This is a genomic window from Salipiger bermudensis HTCC2601 (assembly GCF_000153725.1).
Classification (GTDB): domain Bacteria; phylum Pseudomonadota; class Alphaproteobacteria; order Rhodobacterales; family Rhodobacteraceae; genus Salipiger; species Salipiger bermudensis.
This window is the reverse complement of sequence record NZ_DS022277.1, coordinates 113,142-126,403: the sequence shown is the minus strand read 5'-3', so window position 1 is coordinate 126,403 and position 13,262 is coordinate 113,142. Positions and strand designations below refer to the sequence as shown.

The 13,262-nt window shown below is 65.2% G+C and carries 12 protein-coding genes and 1 pseudogene; 11 read left to right on the top strand and 2 right to left on the bottom strand.

The genetic code is table 11. From position 1 onward, the window contains the following. The 4 genes from R2601_RS19835 (at window position 1) to R2601_RS19820 (ending at window position 3,772) form a co-directional block, all read left to right on the top strand. Window positions 1-1,008, top strand: a complete 1,008-nt coding sequence (locus R2601_RS19835) for an ABC transporter substrate-binding protein (protein ID WP_040545749.1) — start codon at window positions 1-3, stop codon at window positions 1,006-1,008. Then, window positions 1,008-2,045, top strand: coding sequence for a FecCD family ABC transporter permease (locus tag R2601_RS19830; protein ID WP_007801651.1), 1,038 nt, complete (start codon window positions 1,008-1,010; stop codon window positions 2,043-2,045). The genes R2601_RS19835 and R2601_RS19830 overlap by 1 nt, the downstream gene beginning before the upstream one ends. Next, window positions 2,042-2,806, top strand: a complete 765-nt coding sequence (locus tag R2601_RS19825; RefSeq protein WP_007801650.1) for an ABC transporter ATP-binding protein — start codon at window positions 2,042-2,044, stop codon at window positions 2,804-2,806. The genes R2601_RS19830 and R2601_RS19825 overlap by 4 nt, the downstream gene beginning before the upstream one ends. 63 nt (window positions 2,807-2,869) lie before the next feature. Next, window positions 2,870-3,772: a DMT family transporter gene (locus R2601_RS19820; protein ID WP_007801649.1), complete on the top strand. Its 903-nt coding sequence runs from the start codon at window positions 2,870-2,872 to the stop codon at window positions 3,770-3,772. A 110-nt stretch (window positions 3,773-3,882) separates the two neighbouring features. On the opposite strand, the pseudogene R2601_RS27600 reads toward R2601_RS19820, so the two are convergent. Beyond that, window positions 3,883-4,002 (bottom strand): annotated as a pseudogene (locus R2601_RS27600) (phosphoribosyl-AMP cyclohydrolase); the annotation flags it as partial. Between the two features lie 414 nt (window positions 4,003-4,416). Here R2601_RS27600 and R2601_RS19815 point away from each other — a divergent pair. Both R2601_RS19815 and R2601_RS19810 read left to right on the top strand, forming a co-directional pair. Next, window positions 4,417-4,905: a metal-independent carbonic anhydrase family protein gene (locus R2601_RS19815; RefSeq protein ID WP_007801643.1), complete on the top strand. Its 489-nt coding sequence runs from the start codon at window positions 4,417-4,419 to the stop codon at window positions 4,903-4,905. Beyond that, entirely contained in the window at window positions 4,902-5,549 is a 648-nt protein-coding gene (locus tag R2601_RS19810; protein WP_007801641.1) for a DUF1826 domain-containing protein, read from the top strand. The genes R2601_RS19815 and R2601_RS19810 overlap by 4 nt, the downstream gene beginning before the upstream one ends. 47 nt (window positions 5,550-5,596) lie before the next feature. On the opposite strand, the gene R2601_RS19805 is transcribed toward R2601_RS19810, so the two are convergent. Beyond that, the gene (locus tag R2601_RS19805) at window positions 5,597-6,619 is read right to left on the bottom strand and encodes a GlxA family transcriptional regulator (protein ID WP_007801639.1); all 1,023 of its coding nucleotides are present in this window, start codon (window positions 6,617-6,619) and stop codon (window positions 5,597-5,599) included. Window positions 6,620-6,740: 121 nt separating this feature from the next. Here R2601_RS19805 and R2601_RS19800 point away from each other — a divergent pair, with 121 nt between their 5' ends. From R2601_RS19800 to R2601_RS19780, 5 genes are all read left to right on the top strand, one after another. Beyond that, a complete protein-coding gene (locus R2601_RS19800) occupies window positions 6,741-7,904 on the top strand; it encodes an S-(hydroxymethyl)glutathione dehydrogenase/class III alcohol dehydrogenase (protein ID WP_007801636.1) in 1,164 nt (387 codons plus the stop codon). 453 nt (window positions 7,905-8,357) lie between these two features. Next, a complete protein-coding gene (gene trpS / locus R2601_RS19795) occupies window positions 8,358-9,359 on the top strand; it encodes a tryptophan--tRNA ligase (protein WP_007801634.1) in 1,002 nt (333 codons plus the stop codon). 292 nt (window positions 9,360-9,651) lie between these two features. Then, window positions 9,652-10,689: an NAD(P)-dependent alcohol dehydrogenase gene (locus tag R2601_RS19790; protein ID WP_040545744.1), complete on the top strand. Its 1,038-nt coding sequence runs from the start codon at window positions 9,652-9,654 to the stop codon at window positions 10,687-10,689. A gap of 605 nt (window positions 10,690-11,294) precedes the next feature. Continuing rightward, a complete protein-coding gene (locus R2601_RS19785) occupies window positions 11,295-12,179 on the top strand; it encodes an AraC family transcriptional regulator (protein WP_007801630.1) in 885 nt (294 codons plus the stop codon). A 100-nt stretch (window positions 12,180-12,279) separates the two neighbouring features. Continuing rightward, window positions 12,280-13,194: an ABC transporter substrate-binding protein gene (locus R2601_RS19780; RefSeq protein WP_007801629.1), complete on the top strand. Its 915-nt coding sequence runs from the start codon at window positions 12,280-12,282 to the stop codon at window positions 13,192-13,194. Window positions 13,195-13,262 lie beyond the last annotated feature (68 nt).

Below are 13,262 nucleotides of genomic sequence, written 5' to 3'. Positions count from 1 at the left end.
ATGCTGAACACTTCGACCCTTGCATCTGTAGCCGCCGCGCTGACCCTCTCGGTCGCCTCGGCGCAGGCGCAGACGAGCTACCCGCTGACGATTGAAAACTGCGGCCAGACGGTGACATTCGAGCAGGCGCCGCAGAACGCCGTGGCCCTTGGTCAGAACAGTGCCGAGATCATGCTGCTGCTCGGGCTCGAGGATCAGATGAAGGCGACCGCCTTCTGGCCGAATTCGGTGCTCCCGGACGTTGCCGAGGCCAACGACAAGGTCGAGGTTCTCACGGTGGAGTTCCCGACCCTGGAAGCCGTGCTGTCGAAGCAGCCGGACTTCGTCGCCGCGATGCTGACGACACTGCTCGGGCCCGATAGCAAGGTCGCCAAGCGGTCGGATTTCGAGGAACTCGGGATCCCGACCTACCTGTCGCCCAGTGCTTGCTCGACGACGCTGAATGCGGGCGACGCCTATGGGTCGCGCGGCGAACTGTGGAGCATGGACCTGCTCTACAAGGAGATCGACGATCTGTCGCGGATCTTTGATGTCGCCGATCGCGGAGAGGCGCTGATCGAGGATTTCAAGGCACGTGAAGCGGCGCTGCGCGCGCGGTTCTCCGAGAACGAGGACCTGACCTTCCTGTTCTGGTTCTCCAGCCCGTCGCCCGCCGATGATGCCTATCTCGGCGGCGGCAACGGCCCGTCGGGCTATATCGCGGACGTCCTCGGGGGCCGCAATGCCATCCAGGCCGAGGCCGACTGGCCCGCGGTCGGCTGGGAAGGCATCATGGCGGCCGATCCGACGGTCTTTGTCGCGACGCAGGTCGACCGCAACCGCTGGGATCTGGACACCGCCGAGAACAAGATCGACTTCCTGACCTCCGACCCGACGGTCAGCCAGATGGAGGCGGTGCGGACCGGCCGGATCGTCACCATGAGCGGCGCCGCGATGAACCCGAGCATCCGCACGCTCTACGGCGCCGAGCAGATCGCCGAGCAGCTCGAGACGCTTGATCTTCCGTGATGCCGGCAAGCCTGTCCAAGGGCGGGGCCGCGCGCCTCGCCCTTTTGCTGTTCCTGTCGCTGATCGTTTTGGTCTTTGCCGTCGCGAGCGCGACGGCAATCGGGGATTACAACATCGCGCTCACGACGGTGTTCCTGTCGGTCACCAACGAGTTGGGGCTGACCGGTGCCGATATCCCTCCGATCGAGCAGAGCGTGGTCTGGAACCTGCGCCTGAGCCGGGCCCTGATCGCGGCGCTGGCCGGGGCCGGGCTGGCGCTTTGCGGCGCGATCCTGCAGGCGCTGCTGCGCAACGCGCTGGCAGAGCCCTTCGTGCTCGGCGTCTCGGCCGGGGCTTCGACCGGGGCGGTCTGCGTCATCGTTCTGGGGATCGGCGCGGGGAGCCTGTCGCTGTCTCTGGGCGCCTTTGCCGGGGCTTTTGCCGCCTTCGGGCTGGTGGCGCTGCTGTCGAACGGCGCAACCAGCGGGCCGAACCACACGATCCTTGCGGGCGTCGCGGCCTCGCAGCTGTTCAACGCGCTGACTTCCTATATCGTGACGACCTCTGGCAATGCCCAGCAGGCGCGCGACGTGATGTTCTGGCTGCTGGGCAGCTTCGGGGGCGTGCGTTGGCCGGACTTCCAGCTCCTGCTCGTGGTGGTCCTCTTCGCGCTCGCGGTCTGCATCCTGATGGCACGGTCTCTCGATGCCTTCACCTTCGGCGATGAGGATGCCGCCTCTCTGGGGGTGCCCGTCGCCCGCATTCGCCTCGTGCTCTTTGCGGTGACGGCGCTGCTGACCGCGACGATCGTCAGCATGGTCGGCGCGATCGGGTTCGTCGGCCTCGTGGTGCCCCATGCCGCGCGCTACGTGGTGGGGCCGATGCATCTGCGGCTGCTTCCGGCAAGCGCGCTGACCGGGGCGATCTTCATGGTCGTCGCCGATATCGTGTCGCGCATCATCGCCACGCAGCAGACGGTGCCCATCGGGGTCGTCACGGCGCTGGTCGGCGTGCCCTTCTTCGCCATCATCCTCTACCGCGCGAGGCCACAGGCATGAGCGTCGTTGCCGAGAACCTGCGTTGGGGCGTGCGGCGCAAGATCATTGTGTCGGACGTGTCGCTGAGTGTTGCCCCGGGAGAGACCCTTGGCCTGATTGGGCCCAACGGATCGGGCAAGTCCTCGCTCCTGCGGCTTCTGGCCGGGCTGCGGCGCCCTGCCTCGGGACGGGTCGAGATCAACGGTCAGGACATCGCCGGGGTGGCGCGCAAAGCCTTGTCGCGCCACGTGGCCTTCGTGCAGCAAAGCGCTGCGACCGACACCAACGTCTCGGTGGAGGATGTGGTGCGGCTTGGACGGACGCCGCACCGATCGGCCCTCGCGGGGTGGTCCGAAGGCGACGAAGCCGCGGTGACCGACGCGCTCCAGCGGGTCGGCATGACATCGCGCCGGACACAGGCCTGGCAGACCCTGTCTGGAGGGGAGCGCCAGCGTGTGCATATCGCGCGCGCCTTGGCGCAGGCCCCGCAGGTGATGTTCCTCGACGAGCCGACCAACCACCTCGACATTCATCACCAGATCGAGATCCTGCGCATGGTGCGCGACCTCGACCTGACCAGCGTCATCGCCCTGCATGACCTGAACCTCGCTGCCATGTATTGCGATCGGATCGTGGTGCTTCAGGACGGACAGATCCACGCCTGCGGCACACCTGAAGAGGTTCTCACGCCACAGCTTCTGAAGGATGTCTTCCGGGTCTCTGCCCATGTCGACGCATCCGCGGATGCGGGACGACCACACATCCGTTTCAGCGCGGGGTGATGCACCCGCACCAGAGGCGGGCGTGGACGCGTTCGTTGCTCTGCCCAGCTCAGGAGCCAAGCCATGACCCTGCCGCAGACGCCCACATCGCTTGATGTCTCGAATGAAAGGGTCGGGGTCGTCCTGCGTATCCTGTCGACCCTGGCCTTCGCGTTGATGGGGGTCTTCGTGAAGGCGCTGGGAGACACCGTGCCGCTCGGGCAGGTGGTGTTCTTCCGGTCCGCTGTCGCGATGCTGCCGCTTGTGGCCTACCTGTGGTGGCGCGGGGACTGGCCGCGCGGCCTCAGGACCTCCCGCCCAATGGGGCATATCGGGCGCTGCCTGATGGGCGCCGCCGCCATGTTCACCTCGTTCGCGACGATCCGGCTCCTGCCGCTCGCTGAAGCGACGATGTTGTCCTATCTTGCGCCGGTCGTGCTCGCAGTTCTTGCATGGGCACTTCTGGGAGAGCGGCTGACGGCGCGGCGCATTGCAGGCGTGTCACTGGGCCTTGCGGGTGCGACGGCCTTCTGCCTTCCCGCCTTCGCGGGTGTTTTGCCGGACGCCGGCGGTCTGGGCGTGTTTCTTGGTCTTGTGACGGCCGCGCTGACGGCAGGAGCGCTTGTGCAGGTGCGCAGGCTTACTCTGCTTGGTGAAGGCTCCGGCGCTATCGCGTTCTGGTTCGCGCTCGTGTCGGCGCTTGGCGGCCTTGCGACGCTGCCGTGGGGCTGGATTTGGCCCGGTCCGACAGGCCTTGCTCTCCTGATCGCGATCGGCCTCTCAGGGGGCCTTGCACAGATTCTCATGACGCTGTCGTTTTCCTACGCGGATGCCTCGGCGCTGGCGCCCTTCGAATACCTGTCGGTGCTCTGGGCCGTGGTTCTGGGATTTGCCGTCTTCGCCGAGATACCGGGGCTCGCTTTCTTCATTGCCGGACCACTCGTGCTGTTCGGTGCCTTCATATCCCGGCCGGTCCGGTCGAAATAGGATGGGGGGCACCCTGCAGCCCGACGTCTTTTATAATACATGTGGTTATCTGACTTAGAGTGTCTGCCACGGGAGCGGTTTGCGCGCAACTGAGCGTCTTCGATGCGCGCCTCGACCAGCTTCAGCACCAGGCCCGAGGCCGCACCCTCGTGCCACAGAACCTGCCGCGCGCGGCTGAAATACTGCGCCTCGCCGGTCTCGATCGTCGGGCGAAAGGCCTCGGCTTTCATCCAGCCGAGCATCAGCAGCTCGCCGCTTTCGGCATCGGTCGTTCGGCAGGGCATGAGCCCGTCTGGGCCGAGTTTCGGCGCGAGCCCGGTGCCTTCCAAGACCCGTTCGATGCTCTGCCGTGCCTGGAACTGCTCGTCTGTGTTCATCGTCGCGTTTGCCCTCTTGTTTGGTGTTAGTGTATAACATAACGCGTGGCGCCATGATGGACGAAGCGTACAGAGATGAGCAGCGCTATGACGTTGGATGACATGCGCAATCCCGTCACCTTGCTGACGGGGGCCCTTGGGGGCCGGGAAGACAACGCTTCTGAGGCGTCTCATCCTTGAGCCAGAGGCCGTAGAGGCGCTGGTGGCCAAGGCGCGGATTCCCGGCGCCGCGTGACGGGCGAGACAGGACAAGGAAAGGAGCACCGAATGAACATCACCCAAGACGAGATCGCACAGGCCCTCATGACCTGGGGCAATGGCAAGATCGCCATTTCCAAGGCCTTCGAGGAGGGTGGCATCGACGCCGCACGCGCCGTCGCCTCGGCCAATATCGATGCCTATTACGGCTACAATCTCGGCCCGGTGCTGTTCAAGCCGACCATGGCCAGCGGCGCGCAGACCTTCCGCCCGACTAAGGCCGGAGCTCTGGCCTATTTCTGTGGTCATTCCGAGGAGTACCCGCTCGACAACGGCTTCGCGATCATGGGCTGGCGGGCCTGTGAGAACACCACGTCGGCGACGTTCGTTCAGGGTGATATCGCGATGTGGATGGGCTGGATCCGGCTCACCAACAAGGACGGTTCGATCACCACGGTCGACAAGAGCTTCGGCTACAAGAAGGACGCGGCCGGCACGCTGCGCATTGTCCTGCACCACTCGTCGCTTCCCTACCAGCCGCCGGAGGCCAGCGCATGATCCTCGATACCCCCGCAGACCTGAACCACTGCACCGAACACGCCTCCGGGCCCTCCGGTCTGTCGGCCATCCACCAGCCCGGCACGGCCGCCACGGTCTGGGAGCGGACGCCGTTGAGCGGGTTCCAGAGCTGGATCGACGCGTTGCCGCCCGAGCAACTGCCCCGCGCCCGCGTTATCCTGCGGTCCGAAGCGGTGTGCGATGCACTGCTCGAGATCGCCCGCCTCCACGGCATCCCGGACTGCCCGGAGCGCAACCTGCTGATCGAGGATATCTCGGCGCTGGCGCTGATTTTCGCCGATGTGATGAAGTGCGATCACCTGCAGCTGCGTCTCGACGTGATCCAGAGCAACGCCTGCCGCAAGTTCCATATCGACGCGGTGAGTGCGCGGCTGATCTGCACCTATCGTGGGACCGGCACGCAATACGGGATCTCTGAGGATGGCGCCGATCCGGCGGAGATCCTGACTGTGCCGACCGGGTCTCCGATCATCCTGCGCGGGACGCGCTGGCCGGAAACGCCGCTGTCCGGGCTGCTGCACCGGTCGCCCCCGATCGCCGGGACCGGAGAAACACGCCTGTTGCTGGTGCTCGACCCGGTCGAAGATCCCGAAAAGGCAGACGGCACCGGCTATATGCACTGATCGCCGCGCCCCCGGGGATGCGGATGCTGTCCCGGGGCGCGCGCATCTCACTCCACCTGCGTGCCCGAAGTCGCGAAGCGCGCCCGGTAGTCGCGCGGCGACAGCGAGAACCGGCGCCGGAAGGTCTTGCGCATCTGCTCGTCGCTGCGGAAGCCGGCGCGAAAAGCGACAACCTTCAGCGGAAGGTCGGTGTCTAGCAGCAGCGCCTTTGCCCGGTCGCAGCGCAGGCGCTCGAGCGTGGCCATGGGCGAGGCGCCGAATTCGGCCGTGAAGGCGCGGGTGAGGGTGCGGACGCTCATGCCCTGCGCAGAGGCGATCTCCTCCAGCGTCAGGGGCTGGTCGAGCCGGGCGTTCATCCAGTCGAGCACGTCGCGCATCCCCGCCGGGTCTGACATCTGGCCGGTCAGCAGGGTGCTGAACTGCGACTGCCCGCCGGGCCGCTTGAGATACATCACCATGTCGCGCGCCACCGCGAGCGCGATGTCGCGGCCGCAATCCTGTTCGACGAACGCCAGCGTCAGGTCGATCGCCGCCGTCACCCCGGCCGAGGTCCAGATCTGGCCCGCTCGCACGAAGACCGCGTCGGCATCCACCTCGACCTGCGGAAAACGCTGGCGGAGCCGGTCCGCGTAGTTCCAGTGCGTCGCCGCGCGCTTGCCATCCAGAAGGCCGGCCTCGGCCAGAAAGAATGACCCGGTGCAAAGCGCCGCGCAGCGCGGCACCTTGGCGCCGCTCGTCCGGCACCAGGCGACCAGCGCCGCCTCGCGCTCGAGGGCCTCTTCGATCCGAGCGGCCCCGGCGATCATCACGGTGTCCGGCACGCCGAGATCGCGCAGGGCGACGCTGGCCTCGATCGACATCAGCGTGTCCGAGGGAACGGGGCCGGCCTCGGGTGCGGCGATCTGCACGTCGTAGCCGCCGGGACGCCCCACCGCCGCAAGGTGCTGGGTGGCATAGCCAAGAACGCTCAGCGGCCCCGTGGCCTCGAGTGTCTTGAAGCCGGGGTAGAGGATCAGCGTCACCCGGCGCATGTGATCGGAAGTCTCGGACCGGTCTTGCTCTGTCGGCATCTTCAAATCCTGCGGTGGCCAGTATGGCGCGGTGATTGGCCAGATGGCGTGGGTCTGCGCCGTCGCGCGGGGAGCGTTACTGTGTAACACCCTCCCGGACAGCAACAAGAGGAATGAGCCGATGAAAATCCGCGCCGCCGTCGCCTGGGAAGCCAACCGCCCGCTTGAGATCGAGGAAATCGACCTAGATGGTCCAAAGGAAGGCGAAGTCCTGATCCGGATCGTCACGACCAGCCTGTGTCACACCGACATGTTCACCCTCTCGGGCGCCGATCCCGAAGGGCTGTTTCCGGCCGTTCTCGGCCACGAGGCGGTGGGCATCGTCGAAGAGCTGGGGGCCGGCGTCACCTCGCTCAAGCCGGGCGACCACGTGATCCCGCTCTACACGCCAGAGGACCCGAACTGCCCCTACATCAAGTCCGGCAAGACCAACCTTTGCCAGACCATCCGCAAGACCCAGGGTGCCGGTGTGATGCCTGACGGGACCTCGCGCTTCAGCTACAAGGGCAAGAAGATCCACCACTACATGGGCACCTCGACCTTCGCGGAATACACCGTGCTGCCCGAGATCGCCGTGGCCAAGATCTCCAAGGAGGCCCCGCTGGCCAAGGCATCGGTCATGGGCTGCGCGATCCCTACCGGCATGGGCGCGGTGCGCAACACCGCCAAGGTCGAGCCGGGCGCGACCGTCGCGGTCTTCGGCCTCGGTGCCGTGGGCATGGCGGTAATCCAAGGGGCCAAGATGCAGGGTGCCTTGCGCATCATCGGTATCGACACCAACCCCAACAAGTTCGCGCTGGCGCAGCAACTGGGCGCGCATGAATGCATCAGCCCGAGCGATTTTTCCCAGCCGATTCAGGATGTCATCGTCGAGATGACGGATGGCGGCGTCGATTATTCCTTCGAGTGTATCGGCAACGTGAACGTCATGCGATCGGCGCTGGAATGCTGCCACAAGGGCTGGGGCGAGTGCACCGTGATCGGGGTGGCCGGTGCGGGCGAAGAGATCGCCACGCGCCCCTTCCAGCTGGTCACGGGCCGGGTCTGGCGCGGGTCCGCCTTTGGCGGCGTGCTGGGGCGCAGCCAGCTGCCGGGCATGGTGGACGAGTGGCTTCGGGGCGACTTCGACGTCGATCCCTACATCACCCACAACATGACCCACGAGCAGATCAACACGGCTTTCGACCTGCTGCATGCGGGCAAGTCGATCCGCTCGGTGATCCACTTCCAGCCCAACGAGACGATGCTGACGAACTCGCTGCCCGGCGTGATCGTGCCCGCCTGATCATGCCCTGCTGGGCGTGCACGCCGGGATATGAAAGAAAAGGGCCCGCAATTGGCGGGCCCTTGATGCCAAGGGGGAAGGGCGTCGCAGGTCAGCGCGTCAGACGCGGACGCGGACCCCGCCCATGAGGATGTTCCTCGAGGGCCGATGAGCGTGCAGGTGCCGCCAATAGCTCCCACGAAGCTGAGCGGCAGGGTCCGAGAGGGATCTGGCGCGGGGCGGGCTGCACGGGCTCTGGTCAGGGCTGTCGCGGTCCGATCATGCGATTGACGCGCGCCTTCCTCGGCGCTACGGATCCTGCATGGAAAACACGATGATCATCGCAATGACCTGGTGGCTGGCCTCCTGACAAGGTGGCCGGATGACCAATCAATTTCCGAGGCCGCCGCACGGGCGGCCTTTTGTTTTCCAAGCTCCCCGATGCGCGGTCTCTCGTTTCATGAGGGGACGCAAATGAACAGACCAACCATTCTCACTGGCGACCGCACCACGGGGCCGCTTCACATCGGGCATTATGCCGGCTCGCTGGCAAATCGGCTGCGGTATCAGGACAGCCATGACCAATTCCTGCTGCTGGCGGATACCCAGGCCCTCACGGACAACGCCCACGATCCAGAGAAGGTGCGGCGAAGCGTAATTGAGGTCGCCCTGGATTACCTGGCGGTGGGCATTGATCCCGCGCGCACGACGATCTGTCTGCAATCGCATCTGCCGGCGCTGGCCGAGCTTTCGATGCTTTACCTGAACTTCGTCACTGTCGCGCGGCTTGAACGGAACCCGACGATCAAGGACGAAATCCGAGCGCGCGGGTTCGGGCGGGATACTCCCGCCGGCTTCCTGTGCTATCCTGCGGCACAGGCGGCGGACATCACGGCCTTCAAGGCGACGGTTGTGCCGGTCGGAGAGGATCAGGCCCCGCTGATCGAGCAAACCAACGAGATCGTGCGGCGGATCAATACGACCGCGGGCTGCGCCGTGCTGCCCGAGGCCAGGGCGGTCATCCCCAAGGGGGGCCGCTTGCCCGGTATCGATGGCAAGGCCAAAATGTCGAAATCCGGTGGCAACGCGATTGCGCTGTCCGCGTCGCCCGACGAGATTCGCAACGCGGTCAAGGCGATGTTCACCGATCCCAACCACCTGCGTGTCGAAGACCCGGGCCGCGTCGAGGGCAATGTCGTCTTCACCTATCTCGACGCCTTCGACCCGAACCAGGACACGCTTGCCGAGCTCAAGACGCAGTATCAGCGGGGCGGGCTTGGCGATGGCAAACTCAAGGCGCGACTGGAGGCGATCCTTCAGGACCTGATTGCGCCCATTCGCGCGCGCAGGGCAGAGCTCGTCCAAGACCGTGGATACGTCTTCGATGTGATCAGGGAAGGGACGCAAAGGGCACGCGAGCGCACCGAGGCGACCAAGCGTGACGTCGTGAGCGCCTTGGGCTTGTTCGAGTTGTAGATACGCCGCGGCGAGCCGTTTCGTCTGCGCCAAGGCCTTGGTCGACAGTCAATCCCATTGCCTTGGGTGACGAGCGAATCAGATGCGGAGTGCATGTAGGAATTCAGCGCAAGCTGCAGAGTGCCTTGGCTTTCGGGCGGTTCCTGGCAGGAGGGCGATACTATTTTTCCGCCGCGGCGCCGAATCCATCCTGGCTCACAGGTTTTGATTTACTTCTCCTTTAAGCAAGGAGAGCACAGGGGCCGGGCCAGGGAGGCCTGCCGAAAACGGTCATCTGATGGAGGAGCACGAGATGAAGGCGCTGGTTCTGGAAGAGAAAGGCAAGCTTGCCCTGCGCGAGTTCGAAATTCCCGGTGAACTGAGGCCGCGTGACGTGCGGATCAAAACGCACACGGTCGGCATTTGCGGCTCAGACGTGCATTATTACACCCACGGGAAGATCGGCCATTTCGTCGTGAACGAGCCGATGGTTCTCGGTCATGAAGCGTCGGGGATTGTCATCGAGTGCGGCGCGGATGTGACCGATCTCAAGCCCGGGGATCGGGTTTGCATGGAACCAGGCATTCCCGACCCCGAAAGCCGGGCCAGCAAGCTAGGCATCTACAACGTCGATCCGGCGGTGCGCTTCTGGGCGACACCGCCGGTTCATGGATGCCTCACGCCGGAAGTCATTCATCCCGCCGCCTTCACCTACAAGTTGCCGGACAATGTGAGCTTTGCCGAGGGCGCCATGGTCGAGCCCTTCGCCATCGGCATGCAGGCCGCGCTGCGCGCCCGCATCCAGCCAGGCGATGTCGCGGTGGTCACGGGTGCGGGACCCATCGGCATGATGGTGGCGCTTGCGGCGCTTGCCGGCGGGTGCGCCAAGGTGATCGTCGCGGATCTGGCCCAGCAGAAGCTTGACATCATCGCCGGGTACGACGGGATCGAGGTGGTCAATATCCGCGAGACGCCGGTCGCCGAAGCCGTGGCCGCTACCACCGGCGGATGGGGCGCAGACGTGGTCTTTGAATGCTCTGGGGCCGCGCCTGCGGTTCTGGGGATGCACCAACTGGCAAGGCCCGGCGGCACGATTGTGCTGGTCGGCATGCCGGTGGATCCGGTTCCCGTGGACATCGTCGGCTTGCAGGCCAAGGAGCTGCGGGTCGAGACCGTGTTTCGCTATGCCAATGTCTATGACCGCGCCATTGCCCTCATGGCGTCGGGCAAGGTGGATCTCAAGCCGCTGATCTCGGACAGCATTCCCTTTGCTGACAGCATCGCGGGGTTCGACCGCGCGGTCGAGGCTCGAGACACGGATGTGAAACTTCAGATCGTGATGCCCGAGTAGGCCACGTCTGTCGGGATCGATAGAGGCTCCCCTGCACCCCCGGCATCAACGCGGTTCCGGGGGACGACGCTTTGCCGCCGTCGCCGTGGCTCGCGCGACGCGCACCGTCTCGCGCTCGCCTACGGGCTGGTCCGGACAAGCCTCAAGAGGACCGGATTGCTGCCAACGAGGCGGCGCCGGACGCGCGCCGCGCGAGCCAAGGCGGTGGCCACGGGCGACCAAGGGGGCGCGGCACTCGCACAACCTGAAGTCGGGTGGGAGAGCCTTCGCGATACCGATCTGATCGTTTCATATGCGAAAAAGTATGATCGCTGGATGCGCGGATACTCAGCCTTCAAATCGCTGGAATTTTGAGCGCTTTCGAGAGCTTAACCCAATAAGCCCCCTATACGTGGCCGTTTATGCTGCGCTGCGGCGCCGTAATTTCTGCGCCTCAGCGTCTTTCATAGCTTCATTTTTGCATTCGCGGCGCGCATCGCGTCAAAAAAGTATCGGTCAAAAACCCGATCTGAGGTAGAGCGTCACCACGGCGCAGGGTACCGTCGAGAAAAGCGGCCCTTCCGGGTGGAGACGGCAGGGGGCACCGCGACGGAGGAGAGACTGTCATGCAACCCGACCTGGAACTGGTCCATATCCGCAAAGGCGAAAGCTTCGCTGCCTGGATGCACGGCTACCCGTTCCGCACGGTGCGCTGGCACTATCATCCCGAGTACGAGATCCATCTCGTCGTGGACACGCATGGCACCTTCTACATCGGCGACCACATCGGCGCGTTCGGCCCCGGCCAGCTCATCATGACCGGGCCGAACCTGCCGCAGAACTGGATTTCCGACATCGCGCCTGACGAGATCGTGCCGGCGCGCTCCTTCGTGGTCCAGTTCCCCGAGACGTTCATCGAGGATGCCGCCGCTGCGATGCCCGAGATGGATGCGATCCGCCCGCTGCTCGAGCGCAGCCACCGCGGGCTGCTGTTCAGCCCGGCCACCGCCGAGGCGGTCAAGCCGCTGATGACCGAGCTCTTCGAAGCCCGTGGGCTGCGCCGTCTCGCGTTGTTCTGGGAGATCCTCGACCAGCTCGCCAACGCGCCCGAGCCCGAGGTGCTGGCCAGCCTCAGCTACGAGCTGGACCTCGACGCGCTCAAGGATGTCGGCGTGAACAAGGCCATTGCGCATCTGCGCGAGAACCTGACCGAGAGCATCGATGAAAAGGACCTGGCCGAGATGGTCAATCAAAGCCCAAGTGCTTTTTCGCGCGCGTTCAAGCGGCATACGGGCTCGACCCTCGTGCGCTACAAGAACCAGCTTCGGGTGGATCTGGCCTGCCAGATGCTCCTGACCCAACCGGAGGCCAAGGTGGCCGAGATCTGCTTTGATGTCGGCTTCTCCAACCTCTCGAACTTCAACCGACATTTCGTGCGGCTCAAGGGCATGTCGCCCTCGCAGTTCCGCGCGACCTTCGCCGCCAACGGAGTGTTCTCCGAAGCGGACTGATCCCCGGCGGGCAATCAGGATTTCAGGAATTCGGACGGCGTGCTGCCGACCGGACACGGGCAGGCCTTGCCTGTCACATTAAAACGGGAGGAACCCTTTTATGAAACATCTGCTCGGAGCCGCATCCGCGGCCGCGCTTTCCCTCGCCCTGGCCGTGCCGACCTCTGCCCAGGAGGACGGGCTAAAGATCGGCATGACCTTCCAGGAGATGAACAACCCCTATTTCGTCTCGATGCAGGAGGCCCTGATGGCCGCCGCCGAGGATCTGGGCGCCGAGGTCGTGGTGACCGACGCGGGTCATGACGTGGCCAAACAGATCTCGGACGTCGAGGACATGCTGACCCAAGGCATCGACATCCTGCTGCTCAACCCGACCGACAGCGCTGGCATCGAGAGCGCCGTGCACATGGCCAAGGCGCAGGACGTGATCGTCGTCGCCGTGGATGCCAACGCGAACGGCCCGGTCGACACCTTCGTCGGCTCCAAGAACCGCGACGCAGGTTACCAGTCCTGCAAGTACCTGGCCGAGGCCATCGGAGGCGAAGGCGAGGTGGCGATCCTCGACGGGATCCCGGTTGTGCCGATCCTCGAGAGGGTCGAGGGCTGCAAGGCGGCGCTGGACGAGTTCGACGGCGTCACCCTCGTCGACACCCAGAACGGCCGCCAGGACCGCTCGGTGGCGCTTGGCGTGGTCGAGAACATGATCCAGTCGCACCAGGATCTGAAGGGCATCTTCTCGGTCAACGACGGCGGTGCGATGGGCGCGCTGGCCGCGATCCAGGGCTCTGGCCGAGACATCAAGCTGACCTCGGTCGACGGCGCCCCCGAAGCGGTGGCCGCCATCGCGCAAGGTGGTCCGTTCATCGAGACCACGGCCCAGTTCCCGCGTGACCAGGTGCGCGTCGGCCTCGCGATGGCGCTGGCGCAGAAGTGGGGCGCGCGCGTGGTGCCCTCCGAAGTGCCGATCGACGTGAGCGTGATCGACGCCGAGAACGCTGCCGACTTCAGCTGGTAAGCCGCTTCCCCGGCCATCCCCGCCCGGGGGTGGCCGGCCCAAGCCCCCGGGGCTTCCCCTCAGGACCA